Origin of the sequence: Aeromonas sp. FDAARGOS 1408 (genome assembly GCF_019048665.1) — a bacterium.
Lineage (GTDB): Bacteria > Pseudomonadota > Gammaproteobacteria > Enterobacterales > Aeromonadaceae > Aeromonas > Aeromonas dhakensis.
Genome location: NZ_CP077394.1, coordinates 1,053,030 through 1,077,064, shown reverse-complemented (window position 1 = coordinate 1,077,064; position 24,035 = coordinate 1,053,030). Strand labels below are relative to the sequence as shown.

The window sequence follows — 24,035 nt, the reverse complement described above, 5'->3', positions numbered from 1 at the left end:
TGAACCTGCCCCACTGAACTCAAGGTGAATGGATGCCGCTGCCCCGCCTGCTGTTGCTGACCCTGCTGACCCTGATGGCGTTCGCCGCCAACTCGGTGCTCTGCCGGCTCGCCCTGTTCGAAGAGCGGATGGATCCCGCCCTCTTCACCCTGCTGCGCCTGACCAGCGGCGCCCTGGTGCTGGTGCTGCTGTGCGGCGCGCGCCAAAAATCCCCCCGCCAGGGGGACTGGGGCGGCGCCCTGGCCCTCATCACCTATGGCGCGGCGTTCTCGTTCTCCTACCTCACCCTGACCGCGGGCACCGGCGCCCTGCTGCTGTTTGCCGCCGTCCAGCTCAGCATGCTGGCGCCGCCCCTGCTGCGCGGGGAGCCCCTGCCCCGCCGCCAGTGGCTCGGCCTGCTGCTCGCCATGGCGGGCCTGGTGGTGTTGCTGCTGCCCGGCCTCAGCGCGCCGGATCCGCTGGGGGCGGCCCTGATGATAGTGGCCGGCATCGCCTGGGCCGGTTATACCCTGCGGGCCTCGCGCTTTGCCGCCCCGGTCGCTGCCAACGCCGGCCACTTTCTGCGCGCAAGTCTGCCGGCGGCCCTGCTCTATCTGTTGCTCGGGCAGTTGCAGACCAGCCCCGCCGCCATCGGTTATGCCCTGGCCTCGGGGGCGCTGGCCTCCGGCCTTGGTTATGCACTCTGGTATCTGGTGCTGCCCCATCTTGGCCGCACCCTGGCCGCCAGCGTCCAGCTGCTGGTGCCTCTGCTCGCCGCCCTGGCCGGGCTCATCTGGTTGGATGAGTCCTGGTCACTGCGCTTGGTATTGTCGACCCTGGGCATCCTGGGGGGGATCGCCCTGGTCATTGCCGGACGCCCCCCTTCAGGAGAAAAATCATCATGAAGATGCTCGTACTGCTGCTCGGTTGTACCCTCTCTAGCCCCCTGCTGGCCGCAGTGGAGGACAGGGATGCCAAACAGGCCAAGCTGGATGCGGCCTGCCAGCAGGCCCAGCAACAGCTGGTCGAACAGGGCAAGCAACAGCGGATCGACGCCTGCATCAAGGCGGGCGGCAAGGCTGCCAAGTGCCAGCAGGAGTTCGCCAGCTTCGGCCAGCGCGAGGGCAACAAACGGCCCGATCTCAACAACCTGGCCCCCTGCCAGCAGGCAGACGCCTATCGCAAGAGCTACCGGCAATGACCCTCAATCAAGGAGACCCCATGACCCCACCCCGCGAGCTGACCCTGCAGTTTCTGGCCGAGCCCGCCGATGTGAATTTCGGCGGCAAGGTGCACGGCGGCATGGTGATGAAGTGGATCGATCAGGCGGGTTACGCCTGCGCCGCCGGCTGGTGTGGCGGCTATGCGGTGACCGTCTATGTGGGGGGGATCCGCTTTTTGCGCCCCATCCAGATAGGCCAGCTGGTGGAGGTGCACGCCCAGGTGATCCACACCGGCACCACCAGCATGCACCTGGCGGTGGATGTCTACAGCCGCCACCCGACCCAGCAGGAGCGCCACAAGACCACCCACTGCATCATCATCTTCGTGGCCATGGACGAACACGGCAAGCCGACCCCGGTGCCCCAGTGGCAACCGCAGAACGAGAGCGATCGGCAGTTGCAGCAGTACGCCCTCAAATTGATGGCCCTGCGCGAGCAGATCGACCAGGAGATGCGCCAGCACCTCTAGCCGGGTCGCCCGCAACCAGACAGGTCCCCATCCGGGTGCGGCCCTGTATAATGGCGTTTTCCCCGTTACGGAGTCTGTCATGTCATTGGAAACTGCCCCGCCCGAGGTCCAGCTCGCGGTGGATCTCATCGAACTGCTGGAGACCAACCGGATTGAGCCGGCCCTCGCCCTGGCGGCGCTGGCCATCGTCTCCGCGGACTATCAGCGCAAGCTCAACGAAGGCAAGGAGTGCTGAGCAAGGTTGCCTTGCCCACCCCATTTTGCCTAGGAGGTGTCATGACAGATCCCATCCGTTTTGAAACCGGCCGCCCCATGCAGCTTGCCGGCCTGCGCCGTCACCATGCCTTCGCCCACGCCGACTTCGGCGGCCAATGGCGCGATTTCAGCGCCCTGGGTCCGCTGCCGGGCCAGCTGGGTGAGCATGCCTACGGCGTCATCTGCGGCGTGACCGCCACCGAGTGCGAATACATGTGTGCGGTGGAGGTCGCCGCGCTGGAGGTGCTGCCCAAGACGCTGGGGCGGATGCGCATCGAGCCCCAGACCTATGCCGTCTTCCTGCACCGGGGGCATGTCTCGACCATGCCGCACACCTGGCAGCTGGCGTTGGAGTGGCTGGCGCAGTCCGCTTACCAGTCGGCCCACAAGCCAGACTTCGAGCGCTATGGCGCCGCCTTTGACCCGGACACCGGCAGCGGCGAGGTCGAACTCTGGCTCGCCGTGCTGCCGCGCCAGGCCATCGCCTGAACATACCGCGCTCTGCCCTGGTAAACCGGCCAGGTTTAACCCAGACGAGGGGCTGACTCGGCGCACGGGCGGTGCAAGGATATGGCTCCCCTACTGCCCGAGAGTTGTTATGGATAACCAGGAATGTCTCGACCAGGCTGGTCTCTGGAGCCGCTCCGCCCGCATCATGACGCTGGCCTGCCTCATCGTCTTCATGGCCCAGATGGCCACCACCGTTTACCTCCCCTCCCTGCCCGTGGTGATGACAGATCTCGCCATGACCCGGCAGGGGGCCGAGCTCTCCATCTCGTTGTTCGTCATCGGCGCCGCCCTGCCGGTGCTGTTCTGGGGCGCCGCCGCCGATCGCTACGGTCGCCGGTTGCCTCTCGCCCTGTCACTGCTGCTGTTTGTCGGCCTCAGCCTGCTGCTGGCCACCACCAGCCAGGGGCCGCTGCTCTTGATCCTGCGCACCCTGCAAGGGGTAGCAGCCGGCGGCGCGGCCATCATCGCCCGCATCCTGGTGCGGGATCACTGGCACGGCGATGAGCTGGCGCGCCGCCTCTCGGTGCTCTCCATCGCCTTTATCACCGCCCTTGGCGGCGGTCAGTGGATAGGCGGCCTCATCAGCCGCTATGCCCATTGGCAGCTGGGATTCGTGCTGATGGCCGGGGTCGGTGTGCTGGCGCTGCTCTTGATGAGCAGCCTGCCGCTGCAGGGGCCCAACCCGGCGGCGACGGGCGGCGGCATGTGGGCCCGTTACGCCAGCCTGCTGCGCCGCCCCGGCTTTTTCTGGCCGGCCTGCGCCGGTGGCATCGGCTTTGCCATCACGGTGACCCTGCAGGAGGTGAGCCCCTTCGTGCTGCAGCAGGGGTTTGCCCTCCAGGTCACCACCTTCGGCAGCCTGGGGTTGCTGATCGGTATCGCCTACTTCGCCGGCGCCATGACGGTCAACCGACGGGTCGCCAGGGTGGGAGGCCGCCAGCTGATGCGCCAGGGGGCCGCGCTCATACTGCTGGCGGCCGGCGGCATGCTGCTGCTCTGGGCTCTGGGCGCCCTGCAGGGCAGCGGTGGCTTGGTGGCCATGATGACCTGCTACTGCCTCATCATCTTCGGGCAGGCGGTGCTCTTTCCCAACAGCATGGCGCTGGCGGTGAGCGATGGCCGCGAGCACGGCGCCTACGCCATGGCTCTGTGCGGCTTCCTGCAGCAGGGGGTGGCCGGGGGGGCTGCCGCCGGCGCCACCCTGGTGAGCCATCACGGCGCCTGGGCTCCGCTCGTCTTCACCCTGGCGCTCATCACCCTGCTCATCGTGCGCACCAAGGTTAGCTAAGCAGGCCCCTGCCTGCGTCCCCTCACCGCTCAGCGGGCCCCATCACCCGATCACACAGGCTGATGAGGGCCTCGCAGAGGCGCGTGAGCGGCTCGCCGCGCTCCGCCCCCAGGTGCAGCGCCAGCTCCACCGCCGCCACCGCCGGCCAGTGGGTCAGCTCCTGCTGATCCGGCTGCAGCAAGCGCCGGGGCAGCAGGCTGACCCCGATCCCGGCGCTCACCGCCCCCTGCAAACTGGCCAGGCTGGCACTGACGTAGGCGATGCGCCAGCGCCGCCCCATCCCATCGAGCACCTCGGTCAGCTGCCGTCGATAGAGCCCTTCGCTCGGGAACACCGCCAGTGGCAGGGGATCCCGCTCGCTGGCGGGCCAGGCACGGCTGTCGACCCAGGCCAGCGGCTCGCGCCAGCAGGCGCACGGCGCCCCCTGTCCCCGCGCCTGTTTGACCAGCGCCAAGTCCAGCTCGCCGGCCTCGAAACGCTGCCAGATCTCGTGGCTGAGGCCGCTGTGCACCTCCAGCCGCACCTGCGGGTAATCGCGGGCAAAGGCCGCCAGCACAGGGGCGATGGCGCCGGCGGCAAAATCCTCCGGTACCCCCAGACTCAGCTGCAGGCTGGCCTCGGCCACCTGCTCCTCGGCCCGGGCCAGCAGGGCCAGGATGCTGCGGGCCAGCCCCAGCAGCTTCTCCCCCTCTGCCGTGGTCACCACCTGGCGACCGGAGCGATCCAGCAGCGGGCAGCCGAGCTGCTGTTCGAGCCGCCGCATCTGCTGGCTGATGGTGGACTGGGTGAGGTGCACCCGTTCACCGGCGCGGGTAAAACTGCCGCTGTCGACGATGGCGACAAAGCTGCGCAGCAAGAGGGGATCCAGCATGGTGACTCCATTTACAAAACCACTGGATATCATTCTATCATTTAATTTCCCCATGGCTGGCTTCCCCGCTAGGCTGGTCTCCTCCCCTTGCCTCGAGGATCCGTCATGCCCCACTCCCTTGCCGAACCCGCCGGCTCACGCCTGATCGCCTCGCTCACCACCAACCCCACTCATCAGGAGTGGCTGGAGCAGGCGTTGCAACTGGCCCTCCACAACCGCCGGCAGGGAGGCAGACCCTTTGCCGCCCTGCTGGTACAAGGCAACCAGCTGGTGACCAGCGCCGTCAACGGCATGCACCAGGATGGCGACCCCACCCGCCACGCCGAACTGGAAGCCCTGCGCCAGGCCAGCCAGGTCGGGCCGCTGGCGGGCGCCATCGTCTACGCCAGTGGTCACCCCTGCCCCATGTGCCTGAGCGCCCTGGTGATGAACGGCATCGCCGCCGTCTATTACGCCTTCGATAACGAGGATGCGGCCCCGTTCGGCTTTGACAGCACTGCCGCCTACCGCAAGCTGGGCCTGCCCCTCGCGCCGCCCCCCCTGCCGCTTATCAAGCTGCCGAGCCCGCTGGCCGCCGCCGAGCTCTATGGTGCGCAAAGTCATGCTTGAGGCCCGCATCGATACGCGCCAGCAGCAGGCCCTGCTGGTGCTGGTGATCCTGATCGGGCTCAACCTGCGGCCGTTTCTCACCGCCATCGGCCCTCTCAGCCGCGACATTGCCGAGGCGCTCGGGCTTGGCATGGACACCCTGGCCTGGCTGACCCTGCTGCCACTCTGGCTCATCGGTGGCGGCGTGCTGCTCACCCCGGCCCTGCGCAGTCGCAGCGGGCCGCGCCAGTTGCTGGGGGCGGCCCTGCTGCTGCTGGGAATGGGCAGCGCCATGCGCTTCGAGGCGGCCAGCGGCGCCCTGCTCATCGCCAGCGCCGCCCTCTGCGGGCTAGGCTCGGCCCTGGTGCAGGGGGTACTGCCCGGCCTCATCAAGCAGGCGTTCACGCAGAAGGTACCGCTGGTGATGGGCATCTTCTCGGCCTGCATGATGGGGGGCGGGGCGCTGGGTGCCAGCCTCACCCCGCAGCTCGCCGCCCGGCTCGACTGGTCCCAGGCGCTGGCGCTGTGGAGCCTGCCGGTGCTGCTGGCCATGGGCTGGCTCGGCTGGCGGGTACGGCTGCCCGCAGCGCCGGTGGCGGTCTCCGGCGGTGGCGAGCAGCGCCTCATCAGCCTGCCCCGCAGTTGGCTGCTGATAAGCTGCTTTGGCATCATCAACAGCGGTTACGGCATCGTCGTGGCCTGGCTGGCGCCGGCCTACATGGCACAGGGCTGGAGCCCCCAACAGGGAGGCGAGCTGGTGGCCTGGCTGGCACTGGCCCAGACCGTGAGCGGCCTCGGCCTGCCGCTGCTGGCCGCCCGCCGGCTCGACCGGCGCCCCTGGATGGGATTGGCCATCGCCATGCAGCTGGCCGGCTTTGGCGGCCTCTGGCTGGCGCCGACTGCCGCCCCCATCCTCTGGTGCATGCTGTGCGGCGCCGGGCTTGGCGGCAGCTTCTCCCTCATCATGGTCATCGCGCTGGATCACCTGCCGGATCCGCGCCGCGCCGGCACCCTCAGCGCCCTGATGCAGGGGTTCGGCTTCATGCTGGCGGCCACCGGCCCCTGGGTAGCGGCCCGCCTGCATCACCTGAGCGGTGACTTCGCCGCCGCCTGGCAGTGGCAGCTGGCCGGCCTGGTGTTGATGAGCCTGCTGGTGCTGCGCCTGGATCCGCGCCGCTACCCGCGTGCCATGAAGCTGGCCACAGCCTCTCCTGCTCCTGCCCCCATCAACTGATCTGTGCTTGCCTCCTCTTTCCCGAATGAGGAGGCAAGCTCACCCCCCTGCTATTCCTTCCCATCCTTTGCTCGCTTTCCGGTATCGGGCCAGCTGAGCAAACCATCAGCAAATCACTTCATATCCATTTGATTTGTAACACATTAAATCTTCCCATATGGAGGGTTGTGCTGCCATATGAGCCCATTAAGGTAAGGCACTCAGACGAGAATTAATCTCGTTTCGTCTGACAGGGAAGAGGCGGTATTCATCAGGGAGGAGAGCGCCACGCGCCAGTGGCTTTGCTATCACACAAAGGAAATCACATGCAGACAAACACAAAATGGGCTTCTCTACTCGGTGGCTTGGCCATGCTAGGCGGTGCCATCTCACCGGTCATGGCCGACGAGTCATTCAACCTGTGGCAGGAGTGCGCCACCCGCTGCACCCTGGATCTGGCCCAGGGGGTGCGCGCCAGCCAGCTCGATGTCGCCAGCCTGCTGGGTGACCAGGCGGGATCAGGGGTACTGCACTACTCCATGGTATTGGAAGAAGGTGGAGACAGCCTCAAGCTGGCCCTCGGCAATGCGCTGACCCTGCGCACGGATGGCACTACCATCACCCTGACCAGCGCCACCGCGGGCAAGGGCCCACGCACCTACAGCTATACCCGCCAGGGACGCGGCAACTGGTCGCTGCACTGGCTGGTTCCCGTCGGCGACGATGCCCCCGCCAGCATCAAGGTCTTCTTCCATGAGCTGGATGCAGGATCCGAGGTGAGCCATATCTCCCCCATCTACAGCATCGAAGTGAGCGACGACCTGCTGCGCACCATGGCCAGCAACTCGACACTCTTCGTCAGGCACGTGGAAAACAACGAGATCAATCGCAGTCTTACCCTCAGTGCGGCTGGGGTCGGCTTCGTGGCGGCGCCCACCCAGCACAGCCGTCAGAAGCGCTGGAGCGAGTGGCATACCGGCAAGGTGCTGTGCCTGCTGGATCCGCTGGATGCGGTCTACAACTACCTGTCGCAGCGTACCTGCAACCTGGGTGATACCTGGGAAGGCAAGGTCTACCGGGTATTGGCCGGGGCACCCGCCTCTCACGACACCCATATCGTGCCGACCGCCATCAGTCATCGTCTGCACTTTGCCAAGGGAGACGGTCTGGCGGCCCTCACCACTCATCAAGTTTGCGCCATCCCCCTTGAATCCCTGGCCAGAAGCCGTCAACCCAGAGGCTGGGAAGAGCTCAGCCAGTGCGGCTATCCGGTCCACAATCTCGTCACCCTCTATCTGCTGACCCGCCTGCCATGGTCCCAACTTGATACCGTGATCACCCAGGCGCTGGCCAATACCACGCCAGAGGATGGCTCAACGCCACGAGGGCAGCTGGCGCAAGCCATTCGGGAAAACCCGACCCAGGCACGGCTGGCCCTGAGCATGGCGGCCGCCCAGAGCGATGCCTTCAGCCACCAGCAGGCGGGCAATAGCCAAGAGCAGGCCGCCAGCGCTGACGTGGTCAATCTCACCTGCCCCGCCGCCGATCTCAACTGCCTGGCGCCAGCCGACAGCGCCGATGCCCTGCAGGAGCGGGACTATCCGAACGGTGCCAGCTTCCTGGGTGACGGGGACGAGGTCAGCTTCAGCACGGCCGGTACTCGCAACTGGTCGGTGACCCGCCTGGAGCAAGCCCATCGCCAGCTGCTGGCGCGCGGTTATCTCTTCGTCGGTTATCACGGCACCTTCCTCGAAGCTGCCCACAGCATAGTGTTTGAGGGGGTGCATGAACGGGATCAATCCTCCATTGCCCCCTGGCAAGGATTCTATGTCGCCGGCGATCCGGCCCTCGCCTACGGTTACGCTCAGGATCAGGAAGCGGATGCCCGTGGCCGCATCCGCAATGGCGTGCTGCTGCGGGTGTATGTGCCGCGCGCCGCACTGCCCCGCCTCTACGCGACCCAGCAGACATTGGCCGATCCCGGCGCCGTCGATGAGGTCGGCCGCTTGATCGGTCACCCCCTGCCGCTGCAGCTGGAGGCCATCACAGGACCGGAAGAGGAGGGCGGACGCCTGGAAACCATTCTGGGTTGGCGGTTGGCGGAGCAAGCGGTAGTGATCCCCTCCACCATACCGACCGATCCGCGCAATGTCGGCGGCGATCTGGATCCTGCCAGCGTGCCGCAGGAAGAGAGCGCCATCAGCACCCTGCCTGATTACACCACTCAGCCCCGCGAAGACCTCTGAATCGCGGTTCATAGATACAAAAACACCGGCCTGTAGCCGGTGTTTTTCACTGTCAACGCGGGGGAGTGAGAGGGCGCCTAGCGCCCCTTCTTCTGCCGCCCACCCTGACCGGCGCGCGGCTTGCCGGCGGCCGGTTTGGCCCCCTTGTTCGAGGCGCCTTTGCCTGCGCTCCCTTTTGCCAAGCCGCCTTTGCCCGTAGCACCCTTGCCTGCCGGGGTCCGTTTCTCGAACGCCTCCGGGCCAGGCACGTTGGGGCGACCGCCAATCTCGTGATCGTCGTCGCGCCGTGGCCTCTTGCCCGGTGCCGACTTGCCAGCTTGCGCGGTGGACGCCTTGGGTTTACCGCCCTGCCCGGCGGCAGCTTGGCCCCCTTTGGCCGGTTTCACCTCGGAGGAGGAGTCCTCAATCAGCTTGAACAGCTCGATCAGCTCGTCACCGTCGAGATCGCGCCACTCGCCCACCGGCAGCCCCTTGAGGCTGACGTTCATGATGCGGATACGCTCAAGCTTGGTCACCTCGAAGCCGAAGTGCTCGCACATGCGGCGGATCTGGCGGTTCAGCCCCTGCACCAGGGTGATGCGAAACACGAACGGCGCCTCTTTCTTCACCTTGCACTTCTTGGTGACGGTGCCGAGGATCGGCACCCCGGCCGCCATCCCTTTGATAAAGTCGTCGGTTACCGGCTTGTCGACGGTCACCAGATACTCTTTCTCGTGATCGTTGCCCGCCCGCAGGATCTTGTTGACCAGATCGCCGTGGTTGGTCAGGAAGATGAGCCCCTGGGAGTCCTTGTCGAGGCGGCCGATGGGAAAGATGCGGGTACTGTGGTTGACGAAGTCGACGATGTTGTCCTTCTCGCCCGCCTCTGTGGTGGAGACGATGCCCACCGGCTTGTTGAGGGCGATGAAGACCAGGCTGTCCGCCTCGCGCGGCTCGATCACCTGGCCGTTGACCTTCACCAGATCCCCGGCAAACACCTGATCCCCCACCCCGGCCCGTTTGCCGTTGATGAAGACACAGCCCTGCTCGATGAAGCGATCGGCCTCGCGACGCGAGCAGATGCCGCTCTCGCTGATGTATTTGTTCAGACGCATGGATTCATCAGCCAGCATGGGTCACCTGCCAGCGGCCCACGGCCTGCTCATGTCTCATCAGAGCGCGGGATGGCCGGCTCACCAGGTCAAAATTGTGCATATCACTCCATCTTTAAAACCGGCCTAGGTCGGCCTTGTCAGCAAAAAACGCCGGCACATTAGCACATTGCTCTGCCGCACACGCAGGATAGTTACACCCGCCCCCTCCCGCTTCCCGCAAAATGCGCGCCGCGTCACGCCAAAACGGCGCGCAATGCGTCTCCATATAAACGGCGCCGCAGGCGGCAAGTGCCGCCACAAAAGCGCCTTATCCCCACCAGGACAATGCCCAATGCCTCACCCCCTGGCGCCCCTCATCAACCTCATCCCGGCCTGCTGCCTGTACTTATCATCTTGTTTCCATTAGGCTTTAAGCCAGCTTTCGAGCTTTAGTACGGCTGCCGTGGACGCGGGGCCGCCCCTCTTTATATCAGTGCCAAGGACTCTGCCATGCTGGCTCGCACCCGCCGCCTCGTTCGCCGCCTTCTTCTCAGCCTGCTGGGCTTGCTGCTGCTCGGCTGGGCACTGATCGCCTACTTCGCCTGGCAGGCCGAACCGCTGCAACCCTGGCACACCCTGGTTCCGCCCGAGTTCAGCGCCGAGCAGCTCGATGGCAGCGACTGGCAGGCCTATCTGGCCCACGAACAGCAGCTGTTCGAGCTGGTGACCAGGGAGGTAGTCGCCAGAACGCCGCCGGAGCAGCAGCTCGACAGCAATCGCTACTATCAGGATGCCCCCATCAATCCGGCTCATTTTGAGACTGACTGGAACCGCTCCTATCTGCTGCGCCCGAGCGGCGAGGTGAAAGGGGTGGCGGTGTTCCTGCACGGTTTGACCGACTCCCCCTACAGCCTGCGCCACCTGGCCCAGCGCTACCGCGAGCAGGGCTTCATCGCCCTGGGGCTGCGCATTCCGGGCCACGGTACCGTGCCGGCCGGGCTGGTCGACATCGACTGGGAGACCTGGCTGGCCGCCACCCGGCTGGCGGTGCGCGAGGCCAGGGTACTGGCGCCAAGCCCGCTGCCACTGCATCTGGTGGGGTTTTCCAACGGCGGCGCACTGGCGGTGAAATATGCGCTCGATGCGGAAGGTGACAAGACAGGGGCACTGGCAAGGCCCGATCGGCTGGTACTTATCTCCCCCATGATAGGGGTGACCCGCTTTGCCCGCTTCGCCGGCCTCAAGGCGGTGCCCGCCCTGCTGCCCGCCTTTGCCAGCGCCGCCTGGCTCGACACCATGCCGGAGTTCAATCCCTTCAAGTACAACTCATTTCCGGTCAACGGCGCGCGCCAGTCCTACCGGCTGACCCACGCCATCCAGCAGCAGGTGCGTGAACAGGCCGCCAGCGGCGAGTTGGCGGCCTTCCCGCCCACCCTCACCTTCCAGTCGGTGATGGACTACACCGTCAGTACCCGCTCCATCATCGCCGATCTCTATCACTTCCTGCCTGCCAATGGCAGCGAGCTGGTACTGTTCGACATCAACCGCGGCACCCTGTTCGGCCCGCTGTTGAGCAGCGCCTCCGAGCTGGCGCTGAGCCACCTGCTGCCGCGCCCGCCGCTCTCCTACCGGCTGACGGTGGTGGGCAATCAGGCTCCCGCCAGCACCCGCACCCAGGCCAGCAGCTTGCCGGCCGGCGGTGGGCCTGAGCAGATCCAGCCCCTCGACATCGACTACCCCAGGGAGATCTACTCCCTCTCCCACGTGGCCCTGCCCTTCCCGATGGATGACCCCCTCTATGGCATGGCGCCACGGCCCGAACAGCGTGAGCAATACGGCATCAATTTGGGGGGGTTGGCCCTGCGCGGTGAGCGCGGGGTGCTGATCGTCAACCCCGGCGCCCTCACCCGCACCTCCTCCAACCCCTTCTACCCCTATTTGCAGCAGAAGGTGATAGAGACGCTGACAGCGCCTGCCCAACCGCCGGCCGGCAAGCAGCCAACCCCGGTCTGGGACAGCGAAGACGAGGCCGCCTATCAGGCGGAGCGGGAACAGTTTCTACAGGATGCGCAGGAGAGCGAGGCTCCCTTCTAGGGCCCTTGCCAGGGCCCGTTGAGGCTGTGCGTCAGTATGGTGCTGACGTAGGCCCCCTCAGTACTTGCTCAGGCAGGGCGGCATCCACCGGCCGTCACCCGATGCCAAGCGCCATCAGGGATAACGGCTGATCTCAATCAGGTTGTGATCCGGATCCAGGCAGTAGACCGACTCGATGGGGCCGCAGGCCCCGCTCTTGGTTACCGGCCCCTCCACTATCTCCACCCCGTGGCAATGGAGCTGGGCGATGACCTGTTCCAGCGGCCAGCGGGTGATGAGGCAGAGATCTCCCGAGCCCACCTGCGCCCGGTTGCGCGGCTCCTGCCCGAGCAGTTGCAGATTGATCTTCTGGTTGCCAAAGCGCAGGGCCCGGCGCCCCGCCCCAAAGGTAATGGCTTCCATGTTGAGCACCGAGCTGTAAAACGCGACGGCCCGCTCGATGTCACTGACCGTCAATACCAGATGGTCGATATGGCTGATCATGTCCCCTCCTGGCTGATGTGTGTCGATAGCGCTGGCCAGACAGACTGGCCTGTGGGCCCCCTAATCATACCCAATTGCCCACCTGGCAAATGTGCCGAATGGCGCAAAGATGGCCGAGCAGAGCCGCTAGCTGAGTGAAGGCGGCGGTGGCTTTCACTGTTGGGTACCACACGCCTGATCACGCTGGGCCAGCAGGGTTTCATCATCACTGTCCATCGCGGCCAGAATGGCCTGATTGCAGGCGCGCTCAGCCTGCCGGGCCGCATCCGGTTTGCTCTCGCGAATGTCGGCGATCATGGGGCGGTAGTTGACTGAAGCGGCACAGTACATAGCGCGATACTGGGGCTGCTGCGAGTGGCTGTCGTCCTGGCGGGACAACTGATCGCACAGCTTGCCAAATAGCGCCGCCGCCTTGACGGTGCATTGGCTGAAGCGCCGTGCATCCTGCTCGTAGCTGCGGCAGACGCTTTTCGGCTGCAGCTGCCAGAACTGGAAGGCAAAGGGGATTTGTTCCCCCTCATACTCCACCACCAGCGACTTGAGCTCAGTGCCATAAATATCCGATACCTGCTGCTGTACCAGATTGAGATAAGCCGAGAAAAGATAAGAAACCGGATCCATCACCACCTCCTTGTGGTTACCACTGCCGAGTTGTATCACGGAAAATCGGGGCAATTTTCAAACGAGTAACAGGCGACAACAGCTTACTGATTTGGTTGGAAAAAATGATACTCTTCTCGCCACCCTCATGTACAACGTTCAAGGCCAGTGTTCGATGCAACAATGTGGTATTTATGAACAACTCATTACTCAACTGCTGACATCTCGACTCGACCGCGAGCGCTTTTACGTAGGGGAACGCCAGCTTGAACCTGCCGAAGCGGCAGTCTGGTTATCGCGATTTCTGAGCCGGGTTTTGGAATATGCAGTGGGTTCGGTAACTGGAGAGGATCAGCTGCAACGGCAGATTGAGCTGGCTAACCAGTTATTACTTTGGCTAAAGGATCGCACACAAGATCCAGACTTTATTGGCGAGAACCTCATCGATAGTCAGGGAAAAATTCTGACGGCGCTCTACCAGTTGGATAACCCCATCTCTGCCAATTTAAAGCAATATGCCGAGGATATTTTCCCTCTGACCGGTCTAACGCAAAGTGAGCTGTTCTGCGGCAGCAATGCGGGTTTGTCGATGGAGTCGGAGATTAAACGGGAGATATTATCGGCAGATAGCATCTGTTGGCTGGTCTCATTTATCAAATGGGCAGGGATCCGTATTTTCCGTCATGAGCTGGAGGAGTTCACCCGTAGCGGCCGCCAATTAAAAGTAATTACTACCTCTTATATGGGTGCAACCGACGCCAAGGCAGTTGAATTTTTAGCCAGCCTCCCCAATACCGAAGTCAAACTCAGCTATAACACCCAGCGCGAGCGGTTGCATGCCAAAAGTTATCTATTTTGCCGAAATACCGGCTTTCATACCGGCTATATAGGTTCATCCAACCTCTCTCATTCTGCCCTCACCAGCGGCTTGGAGTGGAACCTAAAAATCACCTCGCAAGAGATCCCTCATATTATCGATAAATCCCTGAGTACCTTTGAAACCTATTGGGAGTCCGATGATTTTGAGCTGTTTGATGGTAAGCTCGAAAGCCGTACAAAATTGCAGCATGCGCTGCAAGAGGCCCGTGGCGATGGGGACAAAAATAGCCCTGCCTATTTCTTTGATATCGCGCCGTTTCCCCATCAACAGGAGATCCTTGAGCAATTGGCGATGGAGCGCACTTTACACCAGCGCTTTCGTAACTTGGTGGTGGCGGCCACCGGTACAGGGAAAACCCTGATCTCCGCTTTTGATTTTGCGCGTTTTCTGAAAACCAAACCCGACGCAAAGTTCCTGTTTGTCGCCCACAAAGAGGAGATCTTGCGCCAAGCATTAGCCTCGTACCGCGGTGTGCTCAAGCAATCCAATTTTGGCGAACTCTTGGTCGGCGGTGCCGTGCCTACTCACTACCGTCAACTATTTGCCTCGGTGCAATCATTGAATAACCAGCTGGCTAATTTACGTCTTAGCCCAGACTATTTCGATTACATCGTCATCGATGAGGTTCACCATATTGCTGCGGTCAGCTATCGTGGTCTGCTCGCCGCCTTTGAACCTCACATTCTGTTGGGATTAACCGCAACGCCAGAGCGCCATGATGGCAGCGATATTCTCGCTGATTTTTGTGGTGTCATCGCAGCGGAGATCCGATTGCCAGAGGCCATCAATCGTCGCCATCTCTGCCCGTTCCAATATTTTGGTATCGATGATGATACTGACTTGCGCCAAGTGACCTGGAAAAATGGTCGTTATGACATCACTGAGCTCACCAATATCTATACCCACAATCAGCAGCGGGTACAGAAGATAGTTCAGAGCCTCGATGAGATCGTCACCGATATTACCAAGATCAAAGCGCTGGCATTTTGTGTTAGCCGTGAACATGCCGATTTTATGTGCAAGGCATTTTTATTGAAGGGCATCAAGGCTGACATCCTCACCAGCGATAACCGAGACGAGCGGCATAGCAAACAACAGGAGTTGCGTACCGGCGTTATCAATATTCTCTGCGTGGTGGACATCTTCAACGAAGGTGTCGATATCCCGGAAGTCGATACCTTGCTGTTTTTACGACCAACGGAAAGCCTCACCATTTTCTTGCAGCAATTAGGGCGGGGCCTGCGGCTGGCGAGCGATAAAGAGTGCTGCACCGTGTTGGACTTTGTTGGGAATGCCCATGCGGAGTATGACTTTGCCCAGAAATTCCGGGCACTGGTGGGTAAAACCAATAAGGCGATCAGCCACGAGATCAAACAAGGCTTCCCTCACGCCCCCTTGGGCTGCCGCATCGAACTCTCAAAACAGACCCAAGAGTTAATTCTGAGCAATATCAAGAGGGCGACTCTCAATACCTCACGCCTCATGGGCCTGATCCGCCGTTTCTCACAGGATTGCAATTTACCGCTGACACTGGCGAATTTTTTGAAGTTCTACCCTCACATCAGCCTTGAGGAGATCTACAAACGCGGTAACTGGAGCGCCTTGGTCAGACAGGCCCGCAACCACACCGTTTCTGAAATGAGCGATGAGAAGCTATCTACCCTCTATACCCGGGCTATCAGAACCCGGCTATTGGGTTGTGATGCGCTCCATTACTTGAACTTCTTACAAACCTTGGTGGAAAGCGCCTTTACCTTAACGCCTGAGCACAATGAACGTATGGCCTTGATGTGCCATTACGACTTCTGGCAACAGAGCGGCCCCAACGCAGGCTTTAGCTCCTTGGCGCACAGCCTGAAACAACTCAATCAACCAGAGTTGAGGGCCGAGCTGGCAGATCTGTTGCCCATGCTGGTCAACCGGGTACAACACGAACAAAGCGCCATGCCAAACCTTCCGGGTAATCCGCTGCAACTGCATGCTCGCTATGCCAGAGAGCAGGTGCTGGTTGGCTTTGGCGCGACCACCTTCGCGCAGCAACCCACGGCTCGCGAAGGGGTGTATGTCATCGCAGAGCAAAATATCGAGTTGCTGTTCGTGACCTTGAACAAAGCGGAACAGCACTTCTCCCCCACTACCCGTTATCACGACTACGCCATCAACGAGTCGCTGTTTCATTGGCAGAGCCAAAACAGCGCTCGCCCAGAACGGGGTAAGGGGCTGAGTTACATAAACCACAGAGCAGAGGGTAAGCGCTTGTTTCTGTTCGTCCGCGAGCAGAGCAAAGATGAATTTGGCCGCACCCTTGGCTTTGTGAACTTTGGTGAGGTGGAGTACGTATCCCACACTGGCAGCCAACCGATGAACATTAAATGGCGTCTCAGTACCCCGATGCCGCCATTTATGTGGAAGGATGCAGCAAAATTGGCCGTTGGCTAAACGACTAAACAACAAACGGCTCGCCAATGGCAAGCCCTTTTGGTTGGGGTCAGCAGGGGATCCGCTCGATGCGGCCGCCGCTCAGTTTGAAGAAGGCATCCTGCGGCAGTTCCTGCAGCCAGGTGGTGGTGTAGTCCAAATCCGCATAGGCGCCGCGCAACATGGCGCCAAACAGCCCGTGAGAGACCACGATGGCGCGCTCGGCGATGTGCTCATCCTGCAGCCAGCTCAGCGCCCGCCCCTGAATGCTCTGAAAACTCTCCCCCGCGGGGGCCTGCAGGTACCAGTCTGGCTGCTCCAGATCGAGCTCGGGGTGGGCCGCCAGCAGCTCGGGCACCCGGCGGCTCTCCCACTCCCCCATCCCCAACTCCACCAGCCGCTCGTCCCAGACGATACGCGCTTGGTCCAAGCCAAGCTGCTGGCACACTCGCTCCGCGGTCTGGCGCGCCCGGCCGAGGGGGCTGGCGTAAATGGTCCAGTCGGCGGGCTCGGCCAGCAGCTTGGCCAGACGGGCCCCCATGGCGAGGGCTTGGGCTTCGCCCTTGGCGGTCAGTTCGGAGTTGCAGCGCCCCTGCAGTCGCAGTTCGGCGTTGTAACGGGTCTGGCCGTGGCGCAGCAGATAGAGGGTACGGGACATGGTTTCTCCAGCAGGTTCAACGAGATAACAAAAACAAGAGAGGCATGGTAGCAGATGTGCCGGGGCAGCCAAGGCACAGACGGGGGAAAGAAAAAAACAAAACGGGTCAATGGTGACCCGTTTATGCCGGCAGGCTCCGTGCTCAGCCCTTCTTGATCTCCCGCAGATAGCGGTAGATGGAGTGAACCGAGATGCCGAGCTGGCGAGCCGCTATCTGGGCGCTGTCCTTGAGCTCGAAGATGCCGAGCTCATGCAGCTGGTTGACCATGACCCGGGTCTTCTGGGATGGGGGCACCGCCTCGTTGCCGCGCACCTCGGCACTGACGGTGTCGATGGTGCTGTTGAGGGCCTCGTCGATGTTGCGGGCAAACACCTCAGGGGTGGCGTGACCATCGTGGCCATGCAGACACTCCGGCATCATGGTGCGCAGCACGGATTGCAGCGGGGCGTCCATGTCGGTGTTGATGCAGAGCAGACCGATGGCCTGCCCCTCGCCATTGCGAATGACGGTGGTGAGCGAGCGCAGCGTCTTGCCGGTGGCGCACTTGGTCATGTAGGGGCTGGAGATATCCTGCCCGCTCTTGAGTTTCATCATCGCCAGGTTGGTGATGGGGGCTCCGACGCTGCGCCCGGTGATATGGCCGTTGGCAATCTTGATGATCGACGGATTGCGCGCATCCAGGCTGTGCAGCAGCACCTCGGTGTGCTGACCATACATGGCGGCGATGCCGTCCACGATGATCTCCATCGCCTTGAGGATCTCGAAATCGGTCTGACTCAGCTCTTGCAGCTTCACATTGAAACCTTATAAAAGGGCCGCCGACCCGGGCAAGGGCGGCAGCCGACAGGGACACTCAGGCGGACATGATATCAATAATGGTGCTGTCTGTGGCAGACATGCCGTCTTTGACCATCTGGCCCACGTTGCGAATGGTCTGCTCCACGTTGCCCGCCACGATCCCCAGCCCCGATACCCCGTGGCTGTTGAGCGCCATCAGGAAGCCGCGCACCGCCGCCCCGGAGGAGGTGCTCACCTTCATGGCGCAGGAGGCCTTGGCGCCGTCGCACACCATGCCGGCGCTGTCGCTCAGCACGTTCTGGATGGCGTGGCAGGATTGCTCGAAACTGCCGCCCGCCAGATAGACCATGGCCATGGCCGCCGCCGCGCTGGTGACCGTGTTGCCACAAAAGGCCGACAGCGGCGGATAGTGAGACTTGATGTAGATGGCCCCCAGGTGGCTCATGATGAGGGCGCGGGCCAGCTGCTCTTCGCTGGCGCCAAAGCGCTCGGCGATGACCACCACCGGGATGGTGGCGGCGATGCCCTGGTTGCCGCTGCCAAAGTTGCTCATGGCCGGCAGGCTGGCGCCCCCCATGCGGGCATCGGAGGCCGCCGCGGTGCGCATCACGATGCGGTTCATCACGTCCTCGCCGATGAGACCGGCCTGGATGTTCTGCTGCATGGTGCGGCCGATCTCGAGGCCATAGGGGTTGTTCATCCCCTCGTCGGAGAGTTTGCCGTTGAGCTCGGAGGCCTGCAGGATAAAGCGGATCTGCTCGAACTCCACTTGGGTGGCGAACTCATGAATGGCGGCGATGCTGATGTCGACCCCGTCGCAGATGGCGCCGGTGGCGCCGCCCTGGCCCTGCTCGGCCGTGAAGGTCACTTCATCATTGCGGCGCTGCTCGACGATGCGGGTATGGCCGCCGCACAGGGTCACCTCGGCGCTGTGCTCGGTGCCCTCTGTATCAAGGCCTAACAAGCGGACCCGGCAATAGATGAACTCGGGGGCCGAGGTGCGGCTCACCTGCACCTGGCCTGCATCGATCAGCGCCTGCGCCTCTGCGACCTGGGCCGGCGTGATGGCGGCCAACACCTCCAGCCCGGCCTCGGCGTTGCCGCCGAGAGCACCGGCGGCAGCGGCAATGGCCAGCCCAATCTTGCCGGTGCCCGGCACATAGACCCCCATGGAGTTCTTGTAGAGGTTGTCCGACACCACCACCTCCAGCCGGACGGGCTTGCAGCCCAGTTGCCGGGCGGCGACGGCGGCGGCATAAGCGGCGGCGATGGGCTCGGTACAGCCCAGCGCCGGTTTGACAACCTGTTGAATAATCTGCAGATACTGCTGCCACGCTTGCTTCATCAGAACACCCTTTCTATCAACATTAACCAGCGATGTGAGCGATCGCTTCCACTTCAACCCTGACACCCATCGGCAGATCCTTCACGGCAAAGCAGCTGCGGGCCGGACAATCTTTCAGGAAATAGCGTTTATAAACCTCGTTGAACGCGGCAAAATCACTGATCTCGGCGAGATAGCAGGTGGTCTTGAGCACGGTACCCAGGTTGCCGCCAGCGGCTTCCAACACATGCTTGAGGTTCTCCAGCGCCTGACGGCTCTGGGCCTCGATGCCCCCTTCCACCACGCCGCCCTGCTGTTTGCACACCGGCAGCTGGCCAGAGGTAAAGATGAGGTCGCCATAGGCTGTGCCATGGCTGTAGGGACCGATGGCATCGGGTGCGGCATCCGCCACTATGATCTTTTTCATATCGCCACTCCTTAAAATGCAATTATTTTTGCAATCATTTGTAATCAACAGTCTTGTCTTGTTCAACATTATTTGCTCATTAATCATTTCATTCAACAAAAACCTGCAAAAACAGCGATAAATTCGGTAATAGTGCAAATGGAAAGCGTGATCAGCCTCCCTTTTTGGGTACAAGAGCGATAAAAGGCATTGTTTCGCAACTTTTCATTCAACTATATTTGCACTTGATTTTTACCCCTACAAAAACAAGGTATTTTATGGACGCGCACAGTACGACACTCACCCGGCCCGTGATGGGCACGCTGGAATGGAAAGAAGCGGTTCGTTTTGACAGCACCGACTGGGGCTGGGTCATCATGAGCATCGGCATGGCCATCGGGGCGGGGATCGTCTTCCTGCCGGTGCAGGTGGGACTGATGGGGCTGTGGGTGTTTCTGCTGTCGGCGGTGATCGGCTACCCGGCCATGTACATGTTCCAGCGCCTCTTCATCAATACCCTGGCCACCTCACCCGAGTGCAAGGACTACCCCAGCGTCATCAGTGGCTACCTCGGCAAGAACTGGGGCGTGCTGCTCGGCGCCCTCTACTTCGTGATGCTGGTGATCTGGGTATTCGTCTACTCCACCGCCATCACCAATGACAGCGCCTCCTTCCTGCAAAGCTTCGGGGTCACCCAGCAACTGCTCTCCGAGAATCCCTTCTACGGGCTGGTGCTGATCTGCGCCCTGGTGGCGCTGGCCTCGCGCGGCGAGAACCTGCTGTTCAAGATCTCCACCTTCATGGTGCTGACCAAGATCAGCGTGGTGGCAGTGCTCGGCCTGATGATGGTGGGCAAGTGGGATGCCGCCAACATCACCGCCATGCCGGCCAGCGGTGACTGGCTGAAGGATGCCATCGTCATGCTCCCCTTTACCCTCACCTCCATTCTCTTCATCCAGAGCCTGAGCCCCATGGTGATCTCCTACCGCTCGCGGGAAAAATCCCTGGAAGTGGCCCGCTTCAAGGCGATGCGCGCCATGAACATCGCCTTCGGCATCCTGTTCGTGGTGGTGTTCTTCTACGCCGTCTCCTTCACCCTGGCCATGGGCCACGAGCAGGCGGTCAAGGCCTCCGAGGAGAATATCTCGGCGCTGGCCATGGTGGCCCAGGGCATGCCGGGCCAGACCCTCAAGCTGCTCAGCCTCACCCTCAACATCTTCGCGGTGATGACCGCCTACTTCGGCGTCTATCTGGGCTTTCGTGAAGCCTGCCAGGGGCTGGCGATGAACCTGCTGCGCCGGGTGATGCCGGAAGATCGCATCAACAAAGGGCTGGTGGGCAAGGGGATCATGGTGTTCACCGTGCTGCTCTCCTGGGGAGCCATCGTGCTCAATGCCCCGGTGCTGAGCTTCACCTCCATCTGCAGCCCCATCTTCGGCATGGTGGGTTGCCTCATCCCGGCCTACCTGGTCTATCAGGTGCCAGCGCTGCACAAGTACAAGGGGGTCTCCCTCTACATCATCATCGTCACCGGTCTGCTGCTCTGCGTCTCGCCCTTCCTCGCCTTCAACTGATCTGCCGGCACCCTGTGTCATCGGCGGCGGGCCACCCTGAGGGTGGCCCGCCTGTTTGACCCATTCAGCCCCCTTCCTGAGTGAAAAAGCCAAGAGGATCACAACTTCCACCGCCCTTCCAACCGAGCCTCCCCGGCGAGGAGTAATATCCAGCCATCCCGCTACACGCCCCCCTCGGGGCCCGAGGCTTCATATGAAATGGATATTCATGCCCGCCATCCGGCTCGGCAATCAGCTCTCCTTCAAGTACAAGTTTTTGCTCTGGTCATGCCTGATGCTGCTGCCGCTGGCCTACAGCATGACCAACCTGCTGGGTCGGCTGCAGGACGACAATGCCCAGGCCCGCAAGGAGCTGGCCGGCGTAGTCAAGCTGGCGCCGCTGCCCGCCATCGAGCAGGCCCTGCTGAGCCATCGCAACCTGGTCACCCGGCACGGCTATGAGCAGAATCCGGTCGACGAAGAGGAGGTCAAGGCCGCAGCCCAAGCCGTCGATGCGAGCCTGGCCGCCTTTGCCGCCAGTGGACAGCAAAACCCCACCTTTGATGCCCTCGCCCAGGGCTGGGCCGGCCTGCAAAACGAGGCGCTCGGGCTCGAGGTGGATCAGAGCAACCTGCGCCACGACAAGCTGCTGACCGAGGTGCGCCACCTCTACAAGAGCATTACCGCCGCCAGCAGCCTGGTGCAGGATCCCGCGCTCGGCACCTACTACATGGTGGTGCTCGCCAGCGAGCGGCTGCCGCAGCTGCGCGACCTGCTGGCCCAGGTGCGGGACAGGGCCGCCACCATCGCCGACTTCGGCCTGTTTCAGGCGCAAGGGTATAGCGCGCTGCGCTTTCGCCTCGACCTCATCAACGCCACCCTGCAGGAGCTGGAGGCCGACCTGACCCTGCTCTACGAGATGGCGCCCACCTATCGCAGCGAGCTGGGCCAGCAGACCGACGCCCTGCTGCAGCAGGCCCATCAGGGGGTCGACACCCTGGAAAACAAGATGATGAAGGATCAGCAGGTGCAGCTCTCCAGCCAGGATGTGCTGGCGCTGGGGGATGGGCTGGATGCCGCCATCACGGCGCTGGCCGGTCAGGTACGCCAGCGGCTGGAGGCGGATCTACACCAGCGCATGGCCGCCAACCAGCGCCACTTCTGGTGGGTAACCGGGCCGCTGACCGCCATCCTGCTGGTCTATCTCTACCTGATGATCGGCGCCTATCTCTCCTTGCGCGCCACCGTGGGCCGGGTGCGGGAGATCGCCGCCCGGGTCAACGCCCAGGATCTCGGCCAGCAGATCGAAATCGTCGGCCAGGATGAGCTGGCCGCCATCAGCCGGGATTACAACGTGACCCTGCAGACCCTGCGCACCCTGATGCTGCGGGTGCGGGAGAACGGCGTCAACGTGGTGGAGAGCGCCACCGAAATCGAAGCGCGGACCTGCCGCTCCCAGGAGGTGATCGCCGATCAGCAAGGGGAGACCCACCAGGTGGCCACCGCCATCAAGGAGCTGGCCGCCACCTCCCACGACATGGCGGGCAACGCCCAGCAGGCCGCCCGCATGACCCAGGAGGCGCAGGCCGTGGTGAGTCAGGGCGAGGCAGTGGTCGAGCGAACCATCACCGCCATCGACCACATCAACCGCGAGGTGCTGCGCACCGCCGAGGCCATCGGCCAGCTGGAGCAGCAGTGCAGCCAGATTGGTGGCGTCATCGGGGTGATCCGCGGCATCGCCGAGCAGACCAACCTGCTGGCCCTCAACGCCGCCATCGAGGCGGCCCGCGCCGGCGAGCAGGGGCGCGGCTTCGCAGTGGTGGCCGACGAGGTGCGCTCGCTGGCCAGTCGCACCCAGGGGGCCACGGTCGAGATCCAGCAGATGATCGAGCAGCTGCAAACCGGCGCCCGCGCCTCGGTCAGCGCCATGTCCGCCGCCAGCCGCGAGGCGCAGGAGGGGGTCGGCCTCGCTCAGGAGGCCCAGCAGGCCTTTGGCGCCATCACCGAGCGGGTGGGCAGCATGGTCGACACCAACTCGGTCATTGCCAGCGCCATCGAGCAGCAGGGGGCCGTGGTCAACGAGATAGAGCGCAACGTGGTGCGCATCTCCGATGGCAGCGACGAGGCGCTGCAGGTAGCCAACGCGGCCCGCGACGCCGCCCGCCAGATCCACCAGCTCACCGAGCAGCTGCGTGCCATGGTGCAAAGCTTCGTGCTCTGAGCCGGCGCCCGTCACCCACGCCAGCCCCTTGCCGGGCTGGTTTTTTTTGCAAATTCAGGCGGCCGGGCCGCATTGTTTTTCTTGGCGAAAAAAGTATCGACTACCCATTGTGCTATGAGAAGAAAGCGGTGTAATCTGCAGCCACAACAAGATTCGAACGTTACCCTTTTGCCTGCCACAGGCCCGGGGATCAGTTCAACGCCCGAGAAACAGTTCGACGCCCGAGAAACAGTTCGACGAAAGTTCGGCGAGAGGAAGCTCGCATCACGACACAACCGTTCAGGCGAGGTATCGCAAATGGCGAAGTACCAGTTTTTCTCTATCCCGGCCTCCAACCGGCAGCAGTACACCTTTATTGACATGGCCTCCCCCACTTTCCTGCCCGAGAAAGAGGCGCTGCTGGCGCAGGGGTTCGAGGTGGAAGAGGATTTCATCGACGCGGCCAACCCGCGCGAGGCGGTGGAGAAGTATGGCTCCAACTTCCTCTACGTGGCCGATGAGCTAGGCAAGTCGGACGCCGGTTACGCCGCGGCCATCGCCGTGCAGGCGCTCGGCAAGACACTGCTGGGGCAGAAGCGGGGCAATTGAGTAAGTAGATGAAGCGCGGCCATCGGCAAGCTGCCGATGGCCGCAGCAATATGGTTCAACCGCAGGCGAGCTGGCGGAGCATCTCGATCAACTCCTCCTCGCTGCTGGGCTCATAAGCCAGCGTCATGCTCGGCGCCGCCCCTCCCATCAGCATGTAAACGTGCGTGCTGCAGTGGTCATAGTGATACCACTTACCGTCGATACAGACGTCGGTATAACATCTCGGGTCCCTTTCAAGTTCCATACATCCATCCTTCTGTTACCTACTACCCACATCCTTTTTCGACCGTAAAGTA

23 protein-coding genes are annotated in these 24,035 nt (G+C 62.6%); 14 read left to right on the top strand and 9 right to left on the bottom strand.

The annotated features are described in order from the left end of the window. Positions 1-32: 32 nt before the first annotated feature. The 6 genes from I6L38_RS05185 to I6L38_RS05160 all read left to right on the top strand — a co-directional run bounded on the left by I6L38_RS05185 (position 33) and on the right by I6L38_RS05160 (position 3,724). A complete protein-coding gene (locus I6L38_RS05185) occupies positions 33-884 on the top strand; it encodes a DMT family transporter (RefSeq protein ID WP_216989241.1) in 852 nt (283 codons plus the stop codon). Next, a complete protein-coding gene (locus I6L38_RS05180; protein ID WP_216989240.1) occupies positions 881-1,180 on the top strand; it encodes a hypothetical protein in 300 nt (99 codons plus the stop codon). The genes I6L38_RS05185 and I6L38_RS05180 overlap by 4 nt, the downstream gene beginning before the upstream one ends. Before the next feature lie 20 nt (positions 1,181-1,200). Next, entirely contained in the window at positions 1,201-1,671 is a 471-nt protein-coding gene (locus I6L38_RS05175) for an acyl-CoA thioesterase (protein WP_017781751.1), read from the top strand. A 79-nt stretch (positions 1,672-1,750) separates the two neighbouring features. Continuing rightward, positions 1,751-1,906, top strand: coding sequence for a pleiotropic regulatory protein RsmS (rsmS, locus tag I6L38_RS05170; protein ID WP_005299504.1), 156 nt, complete (start codon positions 1,751-1,753; stop codon positions 1,904-1,906). A 41-nt stretch (positions 1,907-1,947) separates the two neighbouring features. Beyond that, a complete protein-coding gene (locus I6L38_RS05165) occupies positions 1,948-2,415 on the top strand; it encodes a GyrI-like domain-containing protein (protein WP_216989239.1) in 468 nt (155 codons plus the stop codon). A 109-nt stretch (positions 2,416-2,524) separates the two neighbouring features. Continuing rightward, the gene (locus tag I6L38_RS05160; protein WP_216989238.1) at positions 2,525-3,724 is read left to right on the top strand and encodes an MFS transporter; all 1,200 of its coding nucleotides are present in this window, start codon (positions 2,525-2,527) and stop codon (positions 3,722-3,724) included. 22 nt (positions 3,725-3,746) lie between these two features. Here the strand turns inward: I6L38_RS05160 and I6L38_RS05155 are convergent, their stop codons facing one another. Then, a complete protein-coding gene (locus I6L38_RS05155; protein ID WP_216989237.1) occupies positions 3,747-4,595 on the bottom strand; it encodes a LysR family transcriptional regulator in 849 nt (282 codons plus the stop codon). Positions 4,596-4,700: 105 nt separating this feature from the next. On the opposite strand from I6L38_RS05155, the gene I6L38_RS05150 reads away from it, so the two are divergent. From I6L38_RS05150 to I6L38_RS05140, 3 genes are all read left to right on the top strand, one after another. Continuing rightward, positions 4,701-5,204 carry a nucleoside deaminase gene (locus I6L38_RS05150; RefSeq protein ID WP_024942217.1) on the top strand — a complete coding sequence of 168 codons (504 nt, stop codon included), beginning with the start codon at positions 4,701-4,703 and terminating at the stop codon, positions 5,202-5,204. Then, on the top strand, positions 5,197-6,417 hold the full coding sequence (locus tag I6L38_RS05145) for a cyanate transporter (RefSeq protein ID WP_216989236.1): 1,221 nt from the start codon (positions 5,197-5,199) through the stop codon (positions 6,415-6,417). The genes I6L38_RS05150 and I6L38_RS05145 overlap by 8 nt, the downstream gene beginning before the upstream one ends. A 344-nt stretch (positions 6,418-6,761) precedes the next feature. Then, positions 6,762-8,642 carry an exotoxin A binding domain-containing protein gene (locus tag I6L38_RS05140; RefSeq protein WP_201883028.1) on the top strand — a complete coding sequence of 627 codons (1,881 nt, stop codon included), beginning with the start codon at positions 6,762-6,764 and terminating at the stop codon, positions 8,640-8,642. A 77-nt stretch (positions 8,643-8,719) separates the two neighbouring features. Here the strand turns inward: I6L38_RS05140 and rluF are convergent, their stop codons facing one another. Continuing rightward, positions 8,720-9,754: a 23S rRNA pseudouridine(2604) synthase RluF gene (gene rluF / locus I6L38_RS05135; RefSeq protein WP_216989235.1), complete on the bottom strand. Its 1,035-nt coding sequence runs from the start codon at positions 9,752-9,754 to the stop codon at positions 8,720-8,722. Positions 9,755-10,225: 471 nt separating this feature from the next. Between rluF and I6L38_RS05130 the strand changes: the two genes are divergently transcribed. Then, positions 10,226-11,809, top strand: coding sequence for a carboxylesterase (locus I6L38_RS05130; RefSeq protein WP_024942221.1), 1,584 nt, complete (start codon positions 10,226-10,228; stop codon positions 11,807-11,809). A gap of 114 nt (positions 11,810-11,923) precedes the next feature. On the opposite strand, the gene I6L38_RS05125 is transcribed toward I6L38_RS05130, so the two are convergent. Together I6L38_RS05125 and I6L38_RS05120 are read right to left on the bottom strand one after the other, a co-directional pair. Further along, entirely contained in the window at positions 11,924-12,292 is a 369-nt protein-coding gene (locus tag I6L38_RS05125; RefSeq protein WP_005299484.1) for a VOC family protein, read from the bottom strand. A 153-nt stretch (positions 12,293-12,445) separates the two neighbouring features. Beyond that, the gene (locus I6L38_RS05120) at positions 12,446-12,913 is read right to left on the bottom strand and encodes a hypothetical protein (protein ID WP_017781761.1); all 468 of its coding nucleotides are present in this window, start codon (positions 12,911-12,913) and stop codon (positions 12,446-12,448) included. 154 nt (positions 12,914-13,067) lie between these two features. Between I6L38_RS05120 and I6L38_RS05115 the strand changes: the two genes are divergently transcribed. Then, positions 13,068-16,211 carry a DUF3427 domain-containing protein gene (locus I6L38_RS05115; RefSeq protein ID WP_216989234.1) on the top strand — a complete coding sequence of 1,048 codons (3,144 nt, stop codon included), beginning with the start codon at positions 13,068-13,070 and terminating at the stop codon, positions 16,209-16,211. 49 nt (positions 16,212-16,260) lie between these two features. Here the strand turns inward: I6L38_RS05115 and I6L38_RS05110 are convergent, their stop codons facing one another. The 4 genes from I6L38_RS05110 to I6L38_RS05095 form a co-directional block, all read right to left on the bottom strand. Beyond that, positions 16,261-16,848, bottom strand: coding sequence for a histidine phosphatase family protein (locus tag I6L38_RS05110; protein WP_024942223.1), 588 nt, complete (start codon positions 16,846-16,848; stop codon positions 16,261-16,263). 142 nt (positions 16,849-16,990) lie between these two features. Then, entirely contained in the window at positions 16,991-17,644 is a 654-nt protein-coding gene (locus tag I6L38_RS05105) for a transcriptional regulator (protein ID WP_005299461.1), read from the bottom strand. A gap of 58 nt (positions 17,645-17,702) precedes the next feature. Next, positions 17,703-18,992, bottom strand: a complete 1,290-nt coding sequence (locus tag I6L38_RS05100) for a serine dehydratase subunit alpha family protein (protein WP_024942224.1) — start codon at positions 18,990-18,992, stop codon at positions 17,703-17,705. Between the two features lie 22 nt (positions 18,993-19,014). Continuing rightward, a complete protein-coding gene (locus I6L38_RS05095) occupies positions 19,015-19,398 on the bottom strand; it encodes a Rid family detoxifying hydrolase (RefSeq protein ID WP_216989233.1) in 384 nt (127 codons plus the stop codon). 257 nt (positions 19,399-19,655) lie between these two features. On the opposite strand from I6L38_RS05095, the gene I6L38_RS05090 reads away from it, so the two are divergent. The 3 genes from I6L38_RS05090 to I6L38_RS05080 all read left to right on the top strand — a co-directional run bounded on the left by I6L38_RS05090 (position 19,656) and on the right by I6L38_RS05080 (position 23,739). Next, on the top strand, positions 19,656-20,951 hold the full coding sequence (locus tag I6L38_RS05090) for an amino acid permease (protein WP_005299451.1): 1,296 nt from the start codon (positions 19,656-19,658) through the stop codon (positions 20,949-20,951). Between the two features lie 193 nt (positions 20,952-21,144). Next, entirely contained in the window at positions 21,145-23,151 is a 2,007-nt protein-coding gene (locus I6L38_RS05085) for a methyl-accepting chemotaxis protein (RefSeq protein WP_201880955.1), read from the top strand. Between the two features lie 297 nt (positions 23,152-23,448). Then, on the top strand, positions 23,449-23,739 hold the full coding sequence (locus tag I6L38_RS05080; RefSeq protein WP_024942795.1) for a hypothetical protein: 291 nt from the start codon (positions 23,449-23,451) through the stop codon (positions 23,737-23,739). 55 nt (positions 23,740-23,794) lie between these two features. On the opposite strand, the gene I6L38_RS05075 is transcribed toward I6L38_RS05080, so the two are convergent. Then, positions 23,795-23,983, bottom strand: a complete 189-nt coding sequence (locus I6L38_RS05075; RefSeq protein ID WP_010634417.1) for a hypothetical protein — start codon at positions 23,981-23,983, stop codon at positions 23,795-23,797. Positions 23,984-24,035: the final 52 nt, after the last annotated feature.